This is a genomic window from Thermodesulfovibrionales bacterium, assembly GCA_035686305.1.
Taxonomy (GTDB): Bacteria; Nitrospirota; Thermodesulfovibrionia; order Thermodesulfovibrionales; family UBA9159; genus DASRZP01.
The window spans coordinates 1-23,149 of the sequence record DASRZP010000082.1; the positions used below are offsets into that span (position 1 = coordinate 1).

Annotated in this window: 16 protein-coding genes; 3 read left to right on the forward strand and 13 right to left on the reverse strand. The window is 52.2% G+C overall.

From position 1 onward, the window contains the following. Together VFG09_09600 and VFG09_09605 are read left to right on the forward strand one after the other, a co-directional pair. Nucleotides 1-2,464, forward strand: a 2,464-nt coding sequence (locus VFG09_09600; GenBank protein ID HET6515399.1) for a polyketide synthase dehydratase domain-containing protein, incomplete at its 5' end; no start/stop codon positions are given. A 268-nt stretch (nucleotides 2,465-2,732) separates the two neighbouring features. Further along, nucleotides 2,733-5,381 carry a PAS domain S-box protein gene (locus VFG09_09605; GenBank protein HET6515400.1) on the forward strand — a complete coding sequence of 883 codons (2,649 nt, stop codon included), beginning with the start codon at nucleotides 2,733-2,735 and terminating at the stop codon, nucleotides 5,379-5,381. Between the two features lie 56 nt (nucleotides 5,382-5,437). On the opposite strand, the gene VFG09_09610 is transcribed toward VFG09_09605, so the two are convergent. From VFG09_09610 to VFG09_09635, 6 genes are all read right to left on the reverse strand, one after another. After that, nucleotides 5,438-6,943: a DUF3365 domain-containing protein gene (locus tag VFG09_09610; GenBank protein HET6515401.1), complete on the reverse strand. Its 1,506-nt coding sequence runs from the start codon at nucleotides 6,941-6,943 to the stop codon at nucleotides 5,438-5,440. Nucleotide 6,944: 1 nt separating this feature from the next. Further along, a complete protein-coding gene (locus VFG09_09615) occupies nucleotides 6,945-7,868 on the reverse strand; it encodes a TVP38/TMEM64 family protein (protein HET6515402.1) in 924 nt (307 codons plus the stop codon). A 178-nt stretch (nucleotides 7,869-8,046) separates the two neighbouring features. Continuing rightward, nucleotides 8,047-8,820, reverse strand: a complete 774-nt coding sequence (locus VFG09_09620; GenBank protein ID HET6515403.1) for a slipin family protein — start codon at nucleotides 8,818-8,820, stop codon at nucleotides 8,047-8,049. Between the two features lies 1 nt (nucleotide 8,821). Beyond that, nucleotides 8,822-10,120 (reverse strand): nodulation protein NfeD, encoded by a 1,299-nt coding sequence (locus VFG09_09625; protein HET6515404.1) that lies wholly within the window; start codon nucleotides 10,118-10,120, stop codon nucleotides 8,822-8,824. Between the two features lie 17 nt (nucleotides 10,121-10,137). Further along, a complete protein-coding gene (locus VFG09_09630) occupies nucleotides 10,138-11,034 on the reverse strand; it encodes a DUF72 domain-containing protein (protein HET6515405.1) in 897 nt (298 codons plus the stop codon). A gap of 30 nt (nucleotides 11,035-11,064) precedes the next feature. Further along, a complete protein-coding gene (locus tag VFG09_09635) occupies nucleotides 11,065-13,248 on the reverse strand; it encodes an ATP-dependent helicase (protein HET6515406.1) in 2,184 nt (727 codons plus the stop codon). 238 nt (nucleotides 13,249-13,486) lie between these two features. Between VFG09_09635 and VFG09_09640 the strand changes: the two genes are divergently transcribed. Continuing rightward, the gene (locus VFG09_09640; GenBank protein ID HET6515407.1) at nucleotides 13,487-14,830 is read left to right on the forward strand and encodes a deoxyribodipyrimidine photo-lyase; all 1,344 of its coding nucleotides are present in this window, start codon (nucleotides 13,487-13,489) and stop codon (nucleotides 14,828-14,830) included. 105 nt (nucleotides 14,831-14,935) lie between these two features. Here VFG09_09640 and VFG09_09645 read toward each other — a convergent pair whose 3' ends face one another. The 7 genes from VFG09_09645 to VFG09_09675 form a co-directional block, all read right to left on the reverse strand. Then, nucleotides 14,936-15,904, reverse strand: coding sequence for an NAD(P)H-binding protein (locus VFG09_09645; GenBank protein HET6515408.1), 969 nt, complete (start codon nucleotides 15,902-15,904; stop codon nucleotides 14,936-14,938). Nucleotide 15,905: 1 nt separating this feature from the next. Next, the gene (locus VFG09_09650; GenBank protein HET6515409.1) at nucleotides 15,906-16,283 is read right to left on the reverse strand and encodes a pyridoxamine 5'-phosphate oxidase family protein; all 378 of its coding nucleotides are present in this window, start codon (nucleotides 16,281-16,283) and stop codon (nucleotides 15,906-15,908) included. 478 nt (nucleotides 16,284-16,761) lie between these two features. Next, nucleotides 16,762-17,094, reverse strand: coding sequence for an endoribonuclease MazF (mazF, locus tag VFG09_09655; GenBank protein ID HET6515410.1), 333 nt, complete (start codon nucleotides 17,092-17,094; stop codon nucleotides 16,762-16,764). Next, nucleotides 17,094-17,336, reverse strand: coding sequence for an AbrB/MazE/SpoVT family DNA-binding domain-containing protein (locus VFG09_09660; protein ID HET6515411.1), 243 nt, complete (start codon nucleotides 17,334-17,336; stop codon nucleotides 17,094-17,096). Before VFG09_09660 ends, mazF begins: the two co-directional genes overlap by 1 nt. A 493-nt stretch (nucleotides 17,337-17,829) precedes the next feature. Beyond that, nucleotides 17,830-18,129 (reverse strand): hypothetical protein, encoded by a 300-nt coding sequence (locus tag VFG09_09665; protein ID HET6515412.1) that lies wholly within the window; start codon nucleotides 18,127-18,129, stop codon nucleotides 17,830-17,832. Between the two features lie 584 nt (nucleotides 18,130-18,713). Continuing rightward, entirely contained in the window at nucleotides 18,714-21,869 is a 3,156-nt protein-coding gene (locus VFG09_09670; GenBank protein HET6515413.1) for a DEAD/DEAH box helicase family protein, read from the reverse strand. A 3-nt stretch (nucleotides 21,870-21,872) separates the two neighbouring features. After that, a complete protein-coding gene (locus tag VFG09_09675) occupies nucleotides 21,873-22,913 on the reverse strand; it encodes a DNA methyltransferase (protein ID HET6515414.1) in 1,041 nt (346 codons plus the stop codon). Nucleotides 22,914-23,149 lie beyond the last annotated feature (236 nt).

Consider the following 23,149-nt stretch of genomic DNA (forward strand, 5'->3'; position numbering starts at 1 on the left):
GGCCATGGCGCAGGCGGTATTTTTTGTTTCGGGCACTGGCCCTGTTGACCATCTCAGGCTTGAAGACGTACGTCTGAACTACCCAATTGCCGTAGATGCCGACGGCTCAGTTGAGGCGCGTATCCGTGCCGTTGTTGAAGAGATGCCGCCGGGTGGTCAGGACATCCGTGTCAAAGCGGGCATAATGGTCGACCAGACAGGTTTTTCAAAAAATCACTTTGAAGCAGTCTTTGTCCTTGGCGGCCCCAAGACCTTTGAGCGCTATGACGGAAAGCTTCCCGAGACTCGCCTCGACATCGTACCGAGGGAAGATCTCTATGGGCACATGCTCTTTCAGGGGAGCCTCTTTCAACGGATCACGGGGGTTCGGTCTTTGGACGATAGAGAGTGTATTTTTGATTCTGAAACCGCCCCGACCGTTAATGGTCAGAACAGATTAAGCGGTAAGTTTGCCATCGGAGATCCCTTCTTCAGAGATACGCTGCTTCAGTCTGAACAGATCATGCTTCCTGACATCGTGGCGCTGCCCGTTCATATTGAGAAATGGGAAATGTTTCCCAGGAAGGCAGACCAGGAGAGGCATACCGTTGTTGCAAGGGTGTTATCTAGACATGACGATACTGTCGATGCAGAGGTTGTTGCGATCGATGGCGGGGGCACCGTTGTCGAGAAGTTGGAGGGATATAGGATGAAGGTAGTCGAGACCGTGGCGAACGCTCCGCGAGTAGATGACCTTAAAGCGCCGGATGAGTGGGACGAGGCGCGCATAACCAGCAGAGTCCGGTATTTGTGTCAACAGTATGACGCGGTGGCCCCCGTGATTTCCGTCAGACATCATTCTCACATTCACAATATGGCGAGAGAAGAGCGAAGGGCTGTCGAAAGAGAACTCTTCGAAAAAGCATATAGGAAGCTCAACGACATTGGCGAAAGTCTTCCTCGTGAAATGAGCCTATTATGGAACGAGGGAGGCGGTCCCTCTGTCAGGGAAACCGAGGCTGTCGGCGTTTCCTTCAGCCACGATGACAGACTTTTCCTCTGTGTTGTGGGTTCTGGGGAACAGGGATGCGACGTTGAAGTGCTATCGCACCGTAGCGACGGGGAGTGGCGAGAATTGCTCGGACGAACGAGGGAACCTCTCTTAATAACGGTAGCGGGCATGGACACGTCGCTGGACAGGTCAGGAACCCGAATCTGGTCCGCTCTGGAGGCACTTCGGAAGGCCACGAACATGAAAGAACATGACCTAGAAGTTGATGGACAGATAGAAGATTGCCTGATCTTCAAGGGGAGGAATCTGAACATTCTGACTTTTCCTATCAAGCTCCTGAGAGGCTCAGAAAGAATGGTGGCCGTTGTGGTCGCAAGACGACCATTTCTTGGAAGTCAAGAACCGGCTAGGGGAGAGCGGTACGGATATAGGGAAGGCGTTGAGTGGAGGACACTCATCGACGGAGGTCCACAACGGCAGAGGCTGTTTACGTATCGTTTCCCCCTGGCTTTAACTGACAGCTCGACAATAGGCGGGGGGATCTACTTTGCCAATTATGCTCACTGGCTTGGGAAGGTGAGGGAAATGGCCTTAAAGCCAATCGGCAAGTACATCACCGATGAGTTTCTTGATGGCCATTTTATGGCTACCAATTTCACACAGATAGAGATATCAGGACATGTCGGAAACCATGAAGACCTGGAGGCACGGGCCTGGATACAAGACATTTTCGGCGTGGGTGATTCATCGTTGCTCATCAACTTCGAGTGGCACAAACTCCGGACAGACGGAACCACGATGTCGGTAGCTCTTGGCAGGCAACAGGTTTCCTGGATCAAGACCATTGGTCAGGGTGTCGCTGAGGTTGCCAAGTGTCCGGAGCCCTTCATGGATTTCCTCAAGGAGAACCATATGCTACCGAAGGGAAAGGGCAACAACTGTATGGAGGAATTATCGGGGAGCGGAACTCTATTAGTAACAGACCTGGGGCCGGTTTTTTACGAAGGAGATATCCTCGCTGAGTCTTCTGCACTCGATAAAACTGTAATTGACACTTCCATGGAGCATTCCAACCTTGCTCAGAATATCTACTTCTCCAATTATTTCAGGTGGCAGGGGCATGTGCGAGACAGATATCTATTCAAGCTCTCTCCTGAACAATACAGAACCATGGGATCACGCGGACAATTTGCATGTCTTCGCGCTGAGGTCAGGCATCTACGGGAGGCGATGCCTTTTGACCGCATTTTTGTCACCATGAAGTTGAGGCGACTCTATGAGTGTGGTCTCGATCTGTATTTTGAATATTTCAGAGTTGACCCTGAAGCGCATAAAGTGAAACTTGCATATGGCAATCACACCTTGGCCTGGGTGGCGATCGATAAAGCAGATAAGTATATTCCGCAAAAGCTCCCTACAGTGTACGGAGAAAAAATTGTTAGCAGAGATCTATATAACACGCCGTTACGCTAAACACTGACGTGCATAACTATCATGCAAAGTATGAGGCTGGAGAGAGCATTAAAGGCTAAGTAAAGTTTGTGACTGAAAGAGCCGATAAGTATATATGCAACAAGAGAACGTTCTGTGTTGAAGGCAGAGCGGATGAGCATAGCAGAAATGTTACCACCGCTGACTTTCTCCTCTGAAGAAGGAAGATATTTTGAGGACCGGCTTGGTTGAACAAATACTAGATATTAGAAATTACACGCTTTCTGTCTATTCCCTCCCCTTATTTTTTGTGAGCATGGCCGTGACAGGAATGGGAGTATACGTGTTGCTTAGAGTGCATGTCTCCCGTCACGGCTTCAAATTCTCCCTGTTTACATCAGTCTTAAGCGGCTGGCTGATATCAGTCGGGCTTGCGTATTGCAGTCGCTATGCGGATATGTCTTTATTTTGGCTCAAAGTTGCCAACTCCTTTGTCATATTGATCCCGGTAACAAATTTTTCTTTTGTTACAGCTATCGCGCAGCGTGAGGAGAATACTCGATTGTTCAAGAATGTGGCATATGTCGTATCTTTCCTCTTTATTCTTGCCACGTTCCTTACGAGTTTACTCGTTACAGGCGAGAAAGAGTTCTTTTGGGGAAGATACATGCAGTATGGCACGTTGGGCATCGCCTTTATTCTATTCTTTGTGCTTGTAGTTATTCGAGTCTTTCTTGTCTTCTGGAGTGCCTACAAAGATGCAAGCACTGACCGTAATAGGCAAAGGTTGAAGGGCCTGATGTTCGGATTCTCCTTGGGCTACCTTGCATGCGTTGATTTTGTAGCGGCCCTCGGAATCAGCTTATATCCTTTCGGGTATCTTCCCATAGCCGTGTTCCTTGCGATCATAACATATGTAATCACAAGGTATCAGCTTGTAGATATTACACCAGAGACAGCTGCCAGTCAAATACTGAAGACCATGCAGGGTGCACTGATTGTCGTGGATGCCGAGGACAGGATCCGTGTCGTGAATAACGCTGCATGTATCATGTTCGGCCTCGAAGAAGAGGAGATGCTCAACAATAGGCTCTCGGAGGTACTACGCCTCCCTTCCCAGCTCTGCGACCATACCCTTTTAGCGCAGAGGTCTGTAAGGGACTTTGAATTATCCATCTTCGATAAGGAAGGAAAGAAGGTTTTCCTGAGTGTTTCTGCGTCGGTGTTGGCGACGGCTAACGATGTGCCTAGTGCAATCGTATACGTTGCCGTGGACATCACGAAGCACAAGGAACTCGAGGCTGCATTGGCAAAGGCGAAGGGGGAGGCTGAAACCCTGGTCCGCGAACGCACGGCAGAGCTCTGGGAAACGGTGAGCAGCCTGAGGAACGAGATCGAGGAGAGGGCCCGTATGGAGCTTGCGCTGAAGAAGGCTGCTGAGGAGTGGCGGAGCACCTTCGACTCGACCAAAGATGTCATCATCATGCTGAACAGCGAGTTCGAGGTCCTCAAGGCGAACAGGGCCGCCGGCGACGTGCTGGGGCTGTCTCTTCCTGACGTGATCGGCGCTCCTCTGGCCGACTCAAAGGGCATGGGCGGCGTCTTTAAGGGCACTGACATCTTCCCTGCGCTCAGACAGGCCAAACATCGTATAGAGCGGGAGATTTACCTCGACGACAAGCAACTGTGGCTTGATTTGACGGCTGACCCGATATTCAGCAGCAGCGGACAATTCTCCGGCGCTGTGCTCATTGGAAGGGATGTGAGCGATGTGAAGCGGGCTGAGGAAGAGCACAAGAACCTCCAGGCTCAGCTCATGCAGATTCAGAAAATGGAGTCCATAGGACGTTTGACAGGCGGCATCGCCCATGATTTTAACAACGTTCTTTCGGCGATTCTCGGGTATGCTGAATTGACCATGTATAAACTCGATGAGAATCACCCTGCGCGAGACAGCGTGAAGATTATCATTGACTCAGGGGAAAGGGCGGCGGCCCTCATTCATCAGTTGTTGGCATTCAGCAGGAAGCAGGTCCTCGAAATGACGGTTGTGAATGTCGAGGAGACCATTGAGCATATGATGAAGATGCTCGCACGGGTGATCGGCGAGGATATCAGGCTCGTCGTGCAGAATCACTCGCCCCTGAAAAGCGTTATGGCTGATAACGGGCAGTTGCAGCAGGTGGTTATGAACCTGGTCGTGAATGCCCGGGACGCAATGCCCTCAGGGGGTACCCTTACGATCGAAACGCAGGCCGTGACCCTCGACGAGAAATATACACGCTATCACGAGGGGCTCAAGCCGGGCTCCTATGTCATGTTGGCGGTAAAGGATACGGGCCACGGCATGACTCCGGAAGTCCGCAAGAAGATCTTTGAGCCCTTTTTCACGACAAAGCCTGTGGGCAAGGGAACGGGTCTCGGCCTGGCCACGGTCTATGGTATTGTGAAGCAGCATAGCGGGTATATCATGGTCGACAGCGTACTCGGACGCGGAAGCACATTCAAAATCTTTCTCCCCGTCGTCGACGAGAAAGAACGGATGGTCCTGATTCAGAAGGAAACGGGTTTCTCCCACGGGTCAGAGACGATCCTCGTCGTCGATGATGAACCGTCCCTTCGGAACCTCGTCAGAAAAGCCCTCTCGCCCGTAGGGTATCGTGTTCTTGAGGCATCCAGTGCCGAGGACGCCCTCGCGATTTGCGGCACGCTGTCGGATAAGATTGACCTGCTCCTCACCGATGTCATCATGCCCGGAATGGACGGCAAACGCCTAGCCAAGATGGTCCATGAAAGCCGTCCCGAGACAAAGGTTATCTTCATTTCCGGCTATACCGATGATATCCTGGCGGAGCACGGTATCCTAGAGCCGGGTGTAGTATATGTCAAGAAACCCATAACGCCGACAAAGCTCTCGAAAAAGGTGAGAGAAGTGCTCGATGAGCCTGTCCTCCGTTGACGCTGGCGGAAAGGTTACTGTAGAGATTTACTCTCGAGCGTCTGCGCGGAGAGATATTATGTCTCAGCCGTGACCTCATGATTCCCTTTCAGGGCCTGCTCTGACCATCTCGTAGGAAAAACCAGGCGAAATGTTGTCCCTTCCGTTAATCTGCTCTCGACATGGATGGTACCCTTATGTTCTTCAACGATCTGTTTCACGAGGGGCAGGCCCATGCCTATCCGGTGCCTCTTCGTGCTGTAAAAGAGGCTGAATATCTTCGGCAAGTCTTCCCTGGGAATCCCCCCGCCTGAGTCTGCAACACTGAGGGACACATGGTCCTGATCAGCAACCGTCGTGATCGTTATGGTGCCTCCCGGCGGGGTAGCTTCTATCGCATTTTTCAGGATATGGAGAATGACAACCCTGAGGAGCTGTCTGTTCGCCACAAACCATGCGGGAGATTCGGAAAGCTTCAAGGAAAGGTTGATCTCCTTTGCCTGTCTTGCCCCCTCTATGAGCGGGAGAACGCTCCCGATGATCTCGTTCATGTCTTCGCCCCGGAACATGACCCGTTTACTCTTCATGATCGTCTCATAATCCCTGACGATGCTGTCCAGCTTCTGGGCCTCGGTAATGAGATCACTCATCTTTTCCCTGAGGGGCTCAGAGAGCGCCTCTTTTTTCATGATCCTGCTGAACGTGCCTGCTATCACCGTCGCCGGATTTCTGATGCGGTCGGCAACGCTGAGGGCTATGAGGTTCATGGTCCTCTCCGTAATGATGGATTCCATGTCCTGATTGAGATTCATGAGTTCAAGGTTGATCTCTTCGATCCTCTGTTTGTCGGCATCGATCTGGTTGTAAAGGGAGGTGAACCTGCTGTTGATGATGGCGAGGATGACGATTCCGAAGATCACATAGATTGCGATGAAGACCGCCACTGCTTTTCGCGCATGCGCAAGCGGGAGTCCAATGGGTATGTAGACAAAGGCGGCATCAGCCAGTTCACCGACCTTCATATGGAAACCCGCTGTAGTGCCGTATCTCTCCAGTAATTCCTTCGGCGCCCTCGACGGGTCCCCGTGGCATAGGAGGCAATCGGCGCTGAAGCGTTCGCCGGGCCGGGCGATGACATAGTATTCCCCTTCAGGTTTTGCCCTGAGCCCACTCCATTCCTGAAGACTGCTGTCCCGAACAAAGATTTCGATGGTCTCCCTTTCAAATGAATCAGCGGCGTTTGCCGGATTCTTCGGTTTCAGAGATGCATCCTTGTAGACATACCCCGGTAGCTCCTTTTGCACCCTTCGGGCGACATCTTCTGCAATAAAAGACCTGGACATGCCCTGGACGATAAACCTCCCCGGCAATTCACGGTAAAATATCGGCCTCAGTTCTTCTGCGACATAATGCCTTACGGCACTCATGGTTGTAAGGCGGAGTTCCCCCAGTTCGCGGGCCTCTCTGACGGCCTTCTGTTTTAAAAAGACGTAGGTAATGCCTGACATGATCGGAAGCGCTATGACATGGAGCAGGATGAGCATAACGGCGAATCTCTTTTTGGGGCTGAGATCTTTGAGCATACTATTCGACCGAGGACGGATGTTTTCGTGCGACCCTTTTTGCCTTCTTTCTTCGGTAACTCATGATGTGCCATTTCCTGAAGATCCGTTCCAATCTGTCCCGGTAAACCATGGCGATGAGAACGACAACGATCGCAACGCCGGTAAGTCCGAAGAACCTTGCGTACTGGTGGTGCCGTATGTATGACCCGCCGAGGGTAAGGAGGATCGTGCCGAAGAGCCTTCCCGTTCCCCCGATCACGAGGAATTCCATTGTCGTAAGATGTCCGAGCCCCAGGATGTAGCAGAGATAGTCTTTCGGAAACCCCGGTATGAGAAAAAGGAGGAAGACCAGGAACGCACCTTTGTGATGGAGGAGGTAATCGTATTTGCTCATCGTCCTCCTGTCGACAAACTTCTCGACAAAGGGCCTGCCGAAGAACCGTGAAAGGACAAAGGCTATATAAGAGCCTATGGTCAACCCGATGGTAGAGAGAAAAACTCCGAGCACGGGGCCATAGAGAAATCCTCCCAATAGTCCCGTGACCTCCCCGGGTATGGGTGCTGCGACCACCTGCGTGACCTGGAGGAGTATGAAACCGATGAAGGACCATGGCCCCAGGGAATCGAGGAAGGCGAGTATCCTCTTCTTGTCAGTGAAGAAATGGATCAGCCCGGTGGCGCTGACAATCGCCGTGGAGAGGCCTATGATAAGCAGGAGCGCCAGGAGACTCAGCCATACCTTGTTCTCTATCTGGACTTCTTTTCTTAAGGCAGATTTGTATATGTACCAGCAGACAAGAACTCCGATGACAGCTCCGGCAGTTCCACAGGAAACAATCATCAGACCGAATTCTTTTGACGTTATTCCGTCGGCGAACCACTGAGTTATTGTCGGGGCCACAGTCACCGGTCTGAAAAGATAGGAGAGTCCGAAGCCAAGCACGGCGCCAAGAACGGGACCTGCCAGGAGGACCGCTGCTGTAATACCCTTCTTCCTGATTACCGTTTCCTCCTAAGTATGATACTCCTTACATCGGGCTTTTGACAGTTCATTGCACTTGCAGGAGAGCCGCAGCGGTCCACCGGTCTTCGTGAAAGATCCTCTTCCTGTACTATCCCGGCTACCCTTTCTTTTCGGTTCTTTCGAGCAATGGTTTGATCAGGTCGATCGGCACGGGGAATATGATCGTCGAATTCTTCTCGGTCGCAATTTCGGTCAGGGTCCCAAGGTACCTCAACTGCATCGCCATCGGTTGTGAAGCAATGATCTGAGCAGCGTCAGCGAGCTTCTGGGAAGCCTGGAATTCTCCGTCGGCATGGATGACCTTCGCCCTCCGTTCCCTCTCTGCCTCAGCCTGCTTTGCAATGGCACGCTGCATTTCTGCGGGAAGATCAACATTCTTTACTTCTACGGTGGACACCTTAATCCCCCAGGGTTCGGTCTGGAAGTCTATGACCTTCTGGAGCTCCGCATTCAAGTCGTCCCTCTTGGTAAGAAGATCGTCAAGTTGGCTCTGTCCAAGGATCGACCTCAACGTGGTCTGGGCAATCTGTGACGTTGCATAGAAGAAGTCTTCAACGGCGGTGATGGCTTTGATAGGGTCGATAACCCTGAAATAGACAACGGCGTTCACCTTGACCGTGATGTTGTCCTTCGTAATGATATCCTGGGCAGGCACATCGAAGGTCACCGTCCTCAGGCTGACCCTTACGAGTTTGTCAATAATCGGCCAGATGATGACGAGACCGGGCCCTTTGACCGGTATGATCCTCCCGAGTCTGAACACAACTCCCCTTTCATATTCCTTGAGGATTTTGATCGCACTGGAGAGAAAGTAAAACACAAGGAAGAGAAGAAAGAGGAACCCCATGAACGACGGCGCTATAATTGGCATATTACCCTCCTGATTTCCTGACCTTTATCTTCAACTCTGAAACAGAGTCGACTATTACTTTAGCATTTTTGGGTATAACATCGTCGGAAAAGGCGGTCCATAATTCACCATGAACAGAGACCATTCCTCCTCCGTCCTTTGTTATTTCCGTCTTCGCCAGGCCTTCGGTACCGACAAGTCCCTCGACGCCGGTTACGGGCTTTCTCCGGTAAGCTTTCAGGGCAAGACCGAAGGTGAGAGAGAAGAAGAGGGTGGTTATGAGCACTGCGGGAAGAATGAGATAGAGGGATACCCGGAGAAAGGGCCCGGCTGACTCAAAGAGCATGAGAGACCCTATGATCATCGATATCACCCCGCCGATCGTCAGGACCCCATGGGAGACGATCTTCACCTCAAGGATAAAGAGGATGAGGGCGAAGATGATGAGGAGTACACCCGCATAATTGACCGGCAGTGTCTGGAAGGCATAGAAGGCGAGAATAAGACAGATCCCTCCCATGACGCCGGGAAATACGGCGCCGGGGTTTGTGAGCTCGAAGAAGAGGCCATAGAAACCGAGGAGCATGAGGATATACGCCACATTCGGATCGCTTATGAGGTTCAGTATCTTCAGTCTCAGACTCAGCTCTTCTCTGGTGACGATTGCATCTTTTGTTTTGAGCACCTTCTCTCCGAAGGCGGTCTGGACCTTCCTGCCGTCAAGGTCAACGAGGAGCGTGTTCACATCGTGCGTGACCAGGTCTATGACATGCTCTTTCAGGGCATCGGTCTCGGTGGCTGATATGCTCTTTCTCACGGCCTCCTCGGCCCATGTTGCATTTCTCCCCCTTTTCTCTGCGAGGGATTTTATGTACGCAGCAGCATCGTTTGTTGCCTTGTCGGCAATGGTCTTGTCCATCTTTTCACCGATGGCCACGGGGTGGGCTGCGCCGATATTTGTGCCGGGCGCCATTGCAGCGATGTGAGCTGCAAGGGTGATGAAGACGCCCGCAGAGGCAGCCCGTGCCCCGCTCGGCGCCACAAAGACGACAACAGGGACTTCGCTCGATACGATATCTTTCACCGTGCTTCTCATGGACGTATCGAGTCCTCCTGGTGTGTCGAGTTCAATGACGAGTGCCTCGGCCTTCTTCTTGTTTGCCTTCTGAATGCTTTTTCCGATATATTCGGCAGAGACAGGGTTGATGGCGCCGTTTACGGTTATGACGATCACCTCTTTCTGGTTTTCCTTCGAAAAAAGCGGGGATACGGGGATCATTGCAGAGACGAGAATTACCAAAAGAACCGTCTTTCGGAGCATGATCAATTATACCACACTCACTGAGAGGGAGCGCCCAAGAGCTCTTTCATGACAAAGGCATTCTTCACGGCAAAGCCGAGATGACAGTTATTAAACATGACGAAGGTCGACTTTGCGTTCTTAGAGACGCTGAGAATAGGAGATACGAAGGTCTTTAATTCATCTTCTGAATACTGGTATGCAAACCTGAGGGAGGTCTCGATGCCCTTTTTCATCCAGTTCTCCCTGTTCCTGCCGTGAAACCTGAAGTATGCCACGTCACCCGTGGCCTGAGGAACGAAAGGGATGGTGGAGAGATCGCTGAATTGAGGTTCATCGGCAGTAACGTAAGTGATTTGGTTCTTTTCCAGGAAGTCGAAAACCTCCTTCGCTCTGTCTGACCGGAGCCAGCTGCCATGCCTGAATTCGACGGCAACAGGCAGGCCCGCCATGAGGTCCCTGCAATTGAGAATATAGTCGAGGCGCGACGGCTTAAACTGAAACCACGGAGGGAACTGAAAGAGGAGGAGACCGAGCTTCTCTTTCTTTACGAGAGGGTCAAGGGCCTCCCTGAAGCTTTGGGCAACGGTCCTCAGGAGCGACCGTTCCCTTATATAAACGTGCTTCCGGTCGCGGTCTGCTGCCGGGATAGCCGCCCGGATTCCCGGAGGTAAAGTCTTTGGATCGATCCCATGGCCGGTCAGGGCGCCGTATGCCTTGATGTGGAAGACAAAGCCATCAGGCGTTCGTTCGGCCCACAGGGACGCATTCTTTATATCGGGAATCGCATAATACGTCGAATCGACCTCCACGGTGCTGAAGTGCGAAGCGTAGTATCTCAGGCGGGCCTCCGACGTCCTCGCCTCTTTGGGATAGAACTCACCGCTCTCGATGAGCGTCTTTTCGGTCCACGAACACAGGCCTACGGAAATCATCTGTTATGAGAGCCTCGAAAAGGGAGGGCGTTACTTATAGAAATCCATGATCCTTTGGAGCAATGCCCTCTTGTCAAGGAGAGGCGCTGCCTCTTCCGTTTCTTTACCGGGAATCCTCTTTGCATCGGGATGTGCCGTGTCCCTGAAGTCCAATTTTGACAATACGTTCGGTACATCAACGAATCTCGACATCTTGTTGAACTGAGTGATGCCCCCCCTCGTGCCCTCGTGATGGAGGGTCAGAAAGAGCCTGCTCTTCGCCCTCGTGACGGCGACATAAAAGAGTCGCTGCTCCTCCTCGACGTCATCCTCATTGTCCAGGGAAAAGGTTACAGGGAGCACTCCGTCCACGAGACCCATGACGAATACGGCATCCCATTCGAGCCCCTTTGCCGAATGTATCGTCGAAAGTACAAAGGGTTTCTCCTCTTCCTTTGTCTCGGGCTCGATCCTCCAGACGCCCCGTTCGGGCGGCTCTATTGTGAAGTCCTCCAGGAGATCCTCCAGCGAGTCATACCGCATGGCGATCTGCCTGAGGGCCTCGAGATCATTGATCCTCATATGCCAGTCATCATAACGGTCTTTCAGGATAGGGAGGTAATATGCCAGGCCGACCTCAAACATTTCCCCGACCTCTCTCCCCTCTCCGGACATGGCCCCGAGTGCAGTCACGAGCCTCGCGAGCCCTTCGGAAAAGGGACGGCCTTGCGTATAGTTCGCGAAGACCTTCTTTAGCATCTCCTGCAACGAAGAGAAGCCCCCACATTCATCGGTCATCCTTCCGGCTGTCTTCGGACCTATCCTTTCGACGAGCATCAGGATTCTGTTCCAGGCGAGTTCATCTTTCGGGTTCGCGATTACCTTAAGATGAGAGATCATATCCTTGACATGGGCCGTCTCATAGAACTTGAGCCCCCCATACGTCTCATAGGGGATATTCCTTTTGCTCAATTCCGACTGAAGGGGGATTGAGAGGTAGAGCGAGCGGAACAACACACACTGATGGCTTAACGGCAGACCCTCGTCGAGCTGTCTCTTGATCCTGTCGGCCACCCATTCAGCCTCTTCATAGGCGTCTTTAAAGAAGAGGAGCTGCGGTCTCTGTCCGGTCTGTTTCTTCGCCGAAATAAGACACTTTGAATACTTGTTCTTCATGTTTTCGAGGACGGCATTCGCCACATCGAGGATCGACTGCGAGCTGCGGTAGTTCTCTTCGAGCTTGATAATCGTGCATTCGGGAAATCTCTTCGGGAATTCCATGATGTTTTCGTGCGATGAACCCCTGAACCCGTAAATGCTCTGGGCGTCGTCGCCGACGATCATGATATTCCTGCTCCTTTCCGCCAGGAGATACGCGATATCTCCCTGAAGGGTATTGGTGTCCTGATATTCATCGACCATGAGGTAGCGATACTTGCGTGAAAGCCTCTCCCGGATATCTCCGTTCTCAAGGAGGATTCTCAGGAAGACGAGGAGGTCGTCGTAGTCCAGGTAATTCTTGTCGATCTTGTATTCCGTGTACTCCTTCCGAAGGGCCTCGATATCGGAGATGTCCTCTATGAAATGAGGATACTCCTTCTTTATGATCTCGCCGATGGACGAGTTCTTGTTGACCGACATGCTGATGATCGCCCTCAAGGTGTCCTTCTTGGGGAACCTCTTTTCTCTGTCGTAGAGACCCATCCTGGCAGCGCTCCGGTGGATCGCCTCTTCGGCATCGCTTTCATCAAGGACAACAAAGGAATCGGGGAAGCCGATGAACTTTGCGTATCTCTTCAGGAGTTTGTAGGCAAAGGAATGGAAGGTGCCGCCCTCGACGTTCTTGCACTGAGCATCATGTTTTGATGCCCGTGAAATCATTTCACGGGCCGCTTTCCTCGTAAAGGTGAGAAGGAGGATTGAGTTCGGACTGATCTTGTTCTGGACGAGATTGAGGACCCGGTATTCTATGACCCTTGTCTTGCCTGACCCTGCGCCCGCAATTACAAGAAAAGGCCCATCGATCGAACTGACCGCCTGAAACTGCGAGGGATTCAATGTTCTGCTAAAATCGATCATCGACTCAATTGTAAAATAATTCCTCAGTCCTTGTCTCTCAACGAGGCAAAACGACGCAAAAACTGAAGGCGCTTTTTCTCCCTTATTGATGTAGCATAGCGAAAGGGTGTCACCGAAATCCAGCGTGTTGGCTACGGCACATTCCTGATCAGTCATGAGTGACTGTCTCCAAAGAACATGAGAAGAGACGGTGTGCAGACTCGGTCTGGGGAAGACCAATCTTCGGTAGGCAGATTCATTTGAAGTTTCAGTTTGGGATAATTATAATGCACGTATGGCAAGGATAGAGGATGTATACCCTAGTGCTGGAAACGATGGCAAGGCAAGATAGTTTCGTGCAACGGGAAGCTATATTGAAAGAACCCTAGTCCCGCCCTTATAGAGTGAAGGTGGTATGAATCAAAGACGTGTGAGAGTTCTGAAACAGGGTGATCCTCAGCCGGGTCCCGTTGTCTACTGGATGAGTCGAGACCAGCGGATGAGGGACAACTTGGCCTTGGTCTTTGCCCAAAGGATCGCCTTCGAACGAAAAACGCCTCTCCACGTTGTCTTCTCTTTAGCACCTGACTTTCTCGGCGCCACGTTGAGGCAGTATGGCTTTATGCTGAAGGGATTGATGGAAACGGCAGAGGACCTTGTTGGTAAGAACATGGCCTTTCACCTGCTCACCGGCCCGCCGGACGTGACAATCCCCGAATTTGTGAGAAGACAGAAGATCGGCGCCCTTGTTGCGGACTTTGATCCCTTGAGGATAAAGAGGGAGTGGCATGACCGGGTCGCATCATCCCTGTCTCTGCCGTTCTATGAGGTTGACACCCATAACGTTGTCCCCTGCTGGATAGCATCGCAGAAACAGGAATACGCCGCATATACCTTCAGGCCGAAAATGCACAGGGCATTGAGAGAATTTCTTGACGACTTCCCGCCTCTGAGAAAACATCCTTTTCTCCCCGTTGGCGGTATTCAGAAAGTCTCGTGGGCGAAAGCTCTCGAGACCCTTGAGATTGATCGTTCGGTCACAGAGGTCCAGGGGATAAAACCCGGTGAACGGAGGGGGCAGAAGGCTTTGAAGGATTTTATAGAGAAGAGGCTATCGAACTACGGTGCGCAAAGGAACGACCCGCTGCGAAAGGGCCAATCCCTTCTGTCACCTTATCTCCACTTCGGACAGATCTCTCCCCAGCGGGTCGCCCTTGAAGTCCTGGAAAGCGGGTGCGATAAACAGAGCAAGGAGGTTTTTCTGGAAGAGCTCATTGTCCGCCGGGAACTCTCCGACAACTTCTGTTTTTACAACCGGAATTATGACAGCTGTGAAGGGTTTCCGGCGTGGGCGAGGGAGACCCTTGAACGACACAGGAGCGACAGGAGAAGCTATAGCTATACACGGGACGAATTTGAGGAGGCGGGGACGCATGACCCCCTCTGGAATACTGCGCAGACCGAAATGGTCCGGACAGGCAAGATGCACGGCTATATGAGGATGTACTGGGCAAAAAAGATACTCGAATGGACGGAATTTCCTGAAGAGGCGCTGGAAACCGCGATCTATCTCAATGACCGGTACGAACTTGACGGAAGAGACCCCAATGGTTATACAGGAATCGCGTGGAGTATCGGAGGAGTCCATGACAGGGCATGGGGTGAGCGGAAGATCTTCGGGAAGATCCGGTATATGAGCTATTATGGATGCAGGAGCAAGTTCGACGTCGATGCCTACGTGAAGATCTTCCGACAGTAATCAACGCCTGCATAAGCCTGGCTCGCCTCTGCGCCTGGTACCGGTTCTTCGGGGGATTTTCTGAGAGAACTGATATGATCCTGTTCGATGCCTGGCTTTTTCGGATCAGAACCCTGTTATCCCAGGCCCGTCTTTTTCTTCCGAAAAGGCTGTTCTCACAGCTTCCTGAAAAGGAGTCTTTCTTATCGGAATAAACTCTTCGATGCGCTTGTCCCTGCAAATCACCTCATTCTTCAATCCTTCAATGAGGGGGTGGGCTATGCCTGAGGGCACGGGAGTCACGAGGTCCACCCAATACGCAGAGAGGAGGGTTGTCAGAAAAGGCACCCGGAAGATGATCCTTTTCGAAAGGCCGCGTGCTTCTGCATACTGCTGCATCATCTCCCCGTAGGTGAGTATCTCGGGGCCCCCAATGTCGAAGGTCCCTCCCGCTGTCTCGGCGTTCAGCAGGCATCCGGTGAGATAGCACAAGACATCCTTCAGGGCGATCGGCTGGATTCGGGTATCGATCCATCGGGGACAGACCATGACAGGCAGACGTTCGACAAGATACCTGAGCATCTCGAATGAGGCCCCTCCCGCGCCGATGATGATCGCAGCTCGCAGGACCGTAATCAACGGACTACCGGAGGACAGTATCGAGGCAACCTCAGCACGGCTGCTCAGGTGTTCGGATAGTCCATATCCCTCCTCGCCGAGTGCGCCGAGATAGATGATCCTCTGCAACCCCTCACTATTCGCGGCAGAGATAAAATTTCTTGCAGCCTCCTTATCTTTCTCTGCGTATTCTCTGTTGCTGAGGACACTCTTCCCGCCCATGGAATGGACAAGGTAATAGGCAGAATGGATTCCGCCAAGGGCCTCACGTAGTCCCTTCTTTGTCAAGAGATCACCCTGAACAACTTCAATCCCCGGATTGGCACGGACAAGATGGGAGACCTTTTCCTGATCCCTCACGAGGAGCCTTAACTGGATCTTTCTTTTCAGCAACTCAGGAATGAGCCTGCCGCCGACAAATCCTGTGGCGCCGAGGACGAGGACTCTGTCCCGGGGACTGAGGTTGAGGTCTTTCATATCAGATTAACGGCCGCACTTCCGTCACGGTGAAATAGACAACATATTTGACTGCAGATGCCGCCTCCGGACTGACTTTTTCAGCTGTATTCTTTCTGACGAGATCCAGCATGTCGCCGGTCTTTTCGATCTCCTTACGTTTGAGACCTATTCTGACACCCGAGAACCCCGCACCCGGATTCATATAGAGATAGGCGGCATAAGGGTTTTCGCTGATATTATGAAACGAACGACCTTCTGTCATACCCCAGGCGAGAGTCTCATTGTCTATTATGTGTGGCTGGGCATAAATGGCTGTATTCACAACACCCTTTGAATCTGAAGTGGCAATGACTCCTCTCCCCCCGGCTTTTATTACCTCTGAAAGTTTCACTGTCACATATCCTCCTATAGGCTATGTTTCTTTGTTACAGGAAGCTCCTAAGCTTACCATGATTATTCTATCACGTTCAGGTATCGAAGACGAGGCAGGGCAGGTCAAGCGTCTCCCGTTGCTGAAATGCCGGTCTAACCGGTACCGGTGCAGCTGATGGCGCTGATCCCATAACTTCGCCCTCTCTGGAACCGTAAAATAAGCAAGGAACATGCAAGACTGCCCCTTATCGTTGCTGAATTGTGAACGATTTGGAATTATAAGCTCGCCAAAAGTGAAAATGGGAATCATAAAGCGGCCGAAAAGTTTCAAGGTATCATAACTGCTGCTCACCCCTCCTGCTGTGCAACAGCAAGGTCAGAGCACGGTTGCACCTGATAACCCTGACCAGAGGATTCGTTGCAGGACTCTCGATTTCTGGTCGGAGACATATTTCCTCTCGCAAGGCGCGGCGGATCAGCCCCTGTCTTGGCCAGGGACAGATTCAGAACAGAAGCGGCTTGAACTTGGCGAGAATTGTTGCGACAGATGTCGGCGAAATGTGGTCAACGATCTTTATTTTTCGAGTCTGCCAGTCGATAGAGCGCACTTGATCGGCGAGGGCAACCCCCGAAGTCTTCTTGGCACCCTCAAGATTCACCTCGAAAGGGTACCCTTTGATGCTCGTAGTGATAGGGCAGACGAGGCAGAGGCCGGAAGCCTTATTGTAGAATTCCGGCGATAGAACGACTGCCGGCCTAAATCCCGCCTGTTCATGTCCCAGTGTAGGATCAAAACTCAAAAGGAGGACATCCCCGCGATGGGGAATTGCTCTCATCAAAGAAGCTCCCTTCCAACCGGGTGTCCGAAGTCAATCTCATGATGCCGGTTCTGAGCGGTAATCCCTTTCACTAGCTCCTTTAAGGAATACTCCTTCTTCCCTAAAGGCTTAATAATAATCCCTTCATCAGCTTCGTCAATCTCAATTGCAGAGTCAACAGTGATCCCAGACTTCTTGGCCAAGGCCTGGGGTATCCTCACGCCGATACTATTACCCCATTGAGCCGCCTTAACAATCATAAGCACACCTCCTATTTATGGTCACTTATAAGAATAGTATATCTTATGGATATACAAAACAGCAAGCTACGGGCGAAGAGCACCTGAAACCCACACCGGTGACTTTTCGTCAGAACCCTTGCTTTCCGCATGAAACGTGCAATACGACCGTCCGCAAGTATTATAGAGGTATGGCAAGAAACTAGACCTGACCCTCAGCGATTCTCCGTCAGCAAGGCGGTCAGAAATAAAGAACAGGGAAGCTGATACTGACCTTTCAAGACCTGACCCTTTGCGCCCAGACATCGACTTACATGCACAGGAAAATAATAGATTGCCGACCTCCTCGGGTGTCAGAGTAACTCTTTTCTCCTTTTTTGTAAATCCTATGCGATCCCAAAAAGACATATTCCCTCAGACTCATTCACGTTCGTTTTTTGCTTTATATGTCGTCGATTGACATATGTCTGTGATTCCACATTTTGGAATTCAATCACGAGCGTTACACGACTCGTTAGGGTTTCTTCTTATGTTTCGCTTGACCATGGCCCCGATGATCGGATAACTTTTCGTTGCATTGATGAATGACTTCCTTGGTCTGTGGATCGGTTATTTTTTCATGGTAAAGGTTATTGTTCTTGTCAATGACTTTTTGCTTCTCGACAATCTTATTTAGCCTGTGGCAGTGCTCATAGCCTGAAAGAGAATCAACGCGGAGCTTATCCTTGCTCTTCTTCGATAGGTCCTTCTGCTTTGCCCTTCGCGAGTCATAAGAAGTTACAGACTCAGTGAACGTAATGTGAACGTTTCTCACTTTAGAGCCACAAGTAGGGCATGGCACTCTATTTTCTTTCTCTGTGTCATCATTCACCGAAAGGCCGCAACCGCCACATGTAACAGTTCTAGATGCCATGTTGAACCCTGATTTCCAGCTTGTTTAGTCCCTCCATGGCAACATCATAGCATAGCAACAGGCAACATGAGAAGAGGACGTCCTGTAGAATGCTATTAGCAACTGAGCGCGATCATTAGCGAGTCTGGATCGTCCACTTCAGGAAGGAGCAGAAAAATCTATTTGACGCTTCTGTCCAATCTTTTTTGTGCAGAGTACGGGATGAAGCGCTCGTTTTCGTGAAACTGCTGTCCGCCATTGACTTGCTCACAGTAGCCGAGAGTTTCAAAATCCGAAATCAAATGCAGATTATAAGCGGAAATCATTAGGATGAGGTCATCCTTAGCTCCTCCCAGCTTGTCCTTCGCCTTGCAGATCATCCGTTACGCTTTTGGCAAGCCCCGGCCGAGCCGCCAGATCTTGCAGCGAGAGAGGAGACTACTTTTCTTTCCTTACCGCCTTGAACGGCTTATCGTCAACCTTCTGGTCGATGAACCTGCCGGTATTTATTGAAACAGCATCTGGACATAATTATATTCTGCGCTCCGCTCCTGGAACAGGATATGTTTCTCCGCAAATTTCTTCCGGTCCCACGTACCGTCGTCGTAGCGCTTGTGCAGATCTTCAAAGGACGTTTTCGACACGATGAATGAGTCAAGGACAATGTTCTGCCATTTGCTCCGTTTCCCGATATCGGCAGCCAGATCAGGCAGCCGCTCGTGCAGCTGCGCCTTGTCGTCGTGGATGTATGCCTTGGCGTGCAGCATGCCGTGCGGCTCGATAAAGACGATGCGCTGTTTCTTCCCTTCCACGATCCAGAGGATGAAGTCAGGATAGAAGCCGCTCTCTGTAAAAAAGCCCACGCCCTTGCCGCGGCTCAGGTTGCGAAGAAGGAAGACCTCCCTGCCACTAAGGGATTTATCCTTCTCCGTTTCCCAGTAGGATTTCAGATCGCGCACAAACTGCGCCTCGCTCGGCTCCAATACAGGCGGCTCTGCGCTCAGGCCGTTGTCCTTTTTGAGAAGCAGCGGCAAGTACAGATGCCGGTCGAAGTATATGCGCGGCAGGCCGCCATTTTCTTCTTTTGTCAGTTTCTTAACGTCCTTCCTGAGCTTCTCTATCGCCTTTATCACATCCGTGCGTGAGCCTGGCACGCGCACGGTGTATGCTGCCTTCTTTTCCTTTACGCTCTGCGGCTTGAAGCTTAGGTTCGGATCATCACGATCGAGCGTGCGATAGACCAGATTCCGGCTGTCCCACTGCTCATGGCGGTTGCGATAGAACATATCCATGTATTTTCGCAGAACAGCGGAGACAGCCTCCTGAAGCAGGCTTCGGTCTTCAAATGACTTTGGACAATACACCGCTTCATCCGCGGTCAAGGCATAGTAAACACTTTCGAAGATGGTCTTCGGTGTCTCCGGACGGATCACCAGATTCCCCCAGCCTTTACGCTCCTTGTACGAAAGCAAATCCATGTACACCTTCTCCCAGTCCACAAGCGAAAGATTCTCAGACGGGATGGGGCTTGTGCTACCAGCGTGGACATCCGCTGTATGAAGCCCCTGCACGCTGCTCTCCATGGCCTGCACCCTTGCGGATAAATCCGCCCGCGGTTTGATATTTTCATCTGCAACAAGCACGAGCGCGGTCTCGGCAGCAAAGTCACGGCCTTCCTCGGGCCTCGGCACCACCAGGCCGCGCTCAAGGAACTTTTCGTTCGCCCAGACAAAGAGCGGAAGCTCGACGACCGGCTCTGTCTCCACGCCCTCCCGTTCAAGATAATCGCGGAACTGCGCCATATAATTGGCCCGCACAGCAAAAATGTTGAGTGTCTCGATCAGTTTGATATGCGCGGGGTGGCTGCCCGTCATCCCGCTGCTTCGCTTCAGAGAGTGATTTTTCCCGCGAAGCCGCACGCCCCTGCCGAAGAGCTGGATAATCTGCGAGCCCTCCTGCCTGCCGATATTGAGCAGGCCCATGTTCGAGACGCGCCATGAATTCCAGCCCTCCATGAACTTCTTTGCGCCGATCAGGACATTCAGACCGCTCTCCTGCCGGTTGATGCCGCTAAAGAGCGAACCCGAGAGCGCGTCTTCTTCGATCGTGATGCCGGCATTGTCGCTTTCGACCAGTTTCTTGAATTCGGAGGTGTCACCGATATAGATCAGGCCGAAGTAGTCGTCCGCGCCGCTTGCCTTAAGCCCCAGCTCTCCGGAAGAACCTCGGATATCGCACAGGTGCAGGCCGCCGCCCGCAGGCGCGTGAAAGATGCGCTTCAGAATATCGGCATAGATTGCATCAGCACTTCTGCCGCGCTCGCGCAGGACAGGGAAGCGGCCTGCAAAGAGGTCCATGCCGTGCTCTGTGATTAGCCCGCTTTTTTCTGCAAGGATCTTCTCAATGCCTTTGATGACCTGGCCGCGTCTATTATCCAGAACGTGATGAAGAAAGCGCGCCACGGTCAGTACGTCGCTCCGCTTCTGCTTGTGCTCGCTGTAGACCGCATTGACTGTGCTGCCCACGAAGACCCAGAGCGGTTTTTCGAGGTTGTATGGCCGAAGGGCCTCCGCCTGGCGCTCAAAGAGAAGCTGTTGCTCGTAGAACGAAAGCAGGTTGCCCAGAAGCAGCAGCTCGGTCTTTGAATCGTCCGTGTCGCCGCGCAGGTTCAGGATGCGGAAGTCCTTGCCGTAGCCGTCGCCGTAGAAGTAGCGGTAGGAGTAGTCAAAGACAATCGCCTTGCCGTATTCAAAAGTAAGCGGATCGTTCTTTGCAGCGGAGAGCGCCTGGCCGAAGGTTGCGCTGTACTCGAAGGTAAAGCCCGTCCGGCCCAGCGCATCGCGGTACCCGCGCCACACTTCGCCGCCAGAGCCTTTGTGTCCCTCGTCGACGAAGATGAGGTTTCTGCCCTCGAAAGCCTCGACCGGCACGCTTACTCCGCCGCCGCGCTTCTCTTCCACCAATTTGGTGATCTCTATGACCTGCACAACGTTTCCGCCGTGGCCGAGCAGACTGCTGTGGTTCAGGTCAAAGCGCCGGCACGGGATGCCCGAGACTTCGAGTTCGAAAAGATGCTGCTCGCTCAGGCCCTCGTTCGGCGTGATCAGCAGGATATTGTCGAGCTGGTCCTTGTTGTAGCGCAGGAACTGGTGATAGTTCAGATGCAGAAGGAGCGTCTTGCCGCTTCCGGTCGCCATCCAATAGGCGAGCTTTGTGAGGTCCTCTTCGGCAAACGGCTCATCAGGCGGTTCGAACGGAAGCTTTCCTGCATTGCGCTCGCGCACAAAGGCGTTCAGGTCTTTGAGCAGTTGGCTGGGGCGGTTGAAATACCGGTCCAAAACGATCTCGGTGTACAGCGCTGCCAGATACTGAAAGTAGCGCAGGGTGATCGGCTCGCTCCTGTGGCGGTTGATCGCCCCGAGATGACGCCGGATGTTCTCGTCGTAGCGTTCGAGGTCATCCTGCGAAAGCCTGACCTTTTCCCCGCGTCCGCGCAGGTACAGGTGCAGGAAGCTCCTGCCCGAGGCGTCAAAACCTTCAGCGGCTTTTTTGGTATCCTCCAGCAGAGCGCGGTTGTGCTCCCAGCCCAGCAGGCTGTTCAGCCATGCCAGAAGCACGAGGCGGTGTTCGAGCTTGGAATATTGCTGGATGCCGTCAGGCATAACCTAGCCCTCGATAGGCGCAAACATCTTCGTCTTGAAGACCTGCTCCAGCGCCCGGCTGCCGGGGATGAGCGAATCGCCGTTTACGTACACCTCGTCCGCGCCGTCCGCAAGCTTTTGATCGGCCACAAAGTCGCGGTCGCGCTTGTAGTCTGCTTCTTTCCATCCCTCATTCTCGCGCCAGATGACCACGGTCTTCCGGCCTTCGCGCGTGACGCCGCGGCAAAGAAGATACCTGCGGCCACGATCGTCAAGCGTCCGCCGCGTCTGCACGTTCAGGCCGATGAGGTAGCTGAAGGTCTCGGCTAGGTCCACGGCCCGCTCGCCTGTTTCGCCGTCGCGATGAACGCTGAGCTTGTATGAAAACGGCCGGGAGAGCTTATCCGCCTTCAGCAGTGTTTCGCTCTTCCGCGTCTCCCAGCGAAGCATGTACCGGAGCAGATAGTCTTCGAACTGCATGGCAGCCTGTCCAGCATCGTCGAAGGAAAGGTTGTTCAACGCGTCCTCGTAGGATTCAAGCCGCATGACCTTCACGATGCGTGGCCCGCGCTCCGCCTCATCCTTTGTTGCAGGCCGCTTCGCCCTGCCGTCCTTCCACTCGGGCGAGAAGGCAACCTTCTTGATTCGCGGCAGGAGCACGCTGTCAAAGTACTGCCCCATCTCCACAAGGATGAACTTCCTCTGCCCGCCGTCCTCGCGATTAAGATTGATGACCGCATGTCCGGTCGTGCCGGAACCGGCGAAATAATCTACAACCTGTGCTTCTGAATCTGATACTGCAAATATCGAGTCCATTACGGTGTGAATAGACTTAGGATACAAGTTTTCTTCCACCTTCAATCCAAGGTCTGTCAACCATTTCGTTCCGTAATCCCCAGCGATATAATGCGGGTCATCCCAAACTGTTTTAGGCTGTTTTTCTGACTTCGCTTTGAGAATCTGTATTTCACCAGAGGTAGTTATATGAATTTTCAGAAGATGTTTAATCTTATCGACCGAAGCCCTAGCATAACGCCATTTTCGCTCGATTCCCTTTGAATCCACAGGATATACCGCTATCTTTCGACCGTCCTTTTTAATGGGCACATTAGCTCGCTTAGGATGATAATTCTCATCACATACATCGCCAAAATCTACAAGAAGTTGTCCCTTTCTCTCGTTGAAGTAGGAAGGACCCTGTTACTCCAAAATCGGCTTCACCAGAAGCCCCATGAGCGATTATTTCAGGCCGGGCCATATCTGAGTATCCCCCTTTAGGCAGCCTTTTGGGGGGCAAATCC

Excerpts from the sequence above, each read along its gene's own strand:
- VFG09_09610 (HET6515401.1), bottom strand. The coding sequence starts at position 6,943 with ATGCTCAAAGATCTCAGCCCCAAAAAGAGATTCGCCGTTATGCTCATC.
- VFG09_09620 (HET6515403.1), bottom strand. The coding sequence starts at position 8,820 with ATGCCAATTATAGCGCCGTCGTTCATGGGGTTCCTCTTTCTTCTCTTC.
- VFG09_09625 (HET6515404.1), bottom strand. The coding sequence starts at position 10,120 with ATGCTCCGAAAGACGGTTCTTTTGGTAATTCTCGTCTCTGCAATGATC.
- VFG09_09630 (HET6515405.1), bottom strand. The coding sequence starts at position 11,034 with ATGATTTCCGTAGGCCTGTGTTCGTGGACCGAAAAGACGCTCATCGAG.
- VFG09_09635 (HET6515406.1), bottom strand. The coding sequence starts at position 13,248 with ATGACTGATCAGGAATGTGCCGTAGCCAACACGCTGGATTTCGGTGAC.
- VFG09_09640 (HET6515407.1), top strand. The coding sequence starts at position 13,487 with ATGAATCAAAGACGTGTGAGAGTTCTGAAACAGGGTGATCCTCAGCCG.
- VFG09_09645 (HET6515408.1), bottom strand. The coding sequence starts at position 15,904 with ATGAAAGACCTCAACCTCAGTCCCCGGGACAGAGTCCTCGTCCTCGGC.
- mazF (HET6515410.1), bottom strand. The coding sequence starts at position 17,094 with ATGAGAGCAATTCCCCATCGCGGGGATGTCCTCCTTTTGAGTTTTGAT.
- VFG09_09660 (HET6515411.1), bottom strand. The coding sequence starts at position 17,336 with ATGATTGTTAAGGCGGCTCAATGGGGTAATAGTATCGGCGTGAGGATA.
- VFG09_09670 (HET6515413.1), bottom strand. The coding sequence starts at position 21,869 with ATGCCTGACGGCATCCAGCAATATTCCAAGCTCGAACACCGCCTCGTG.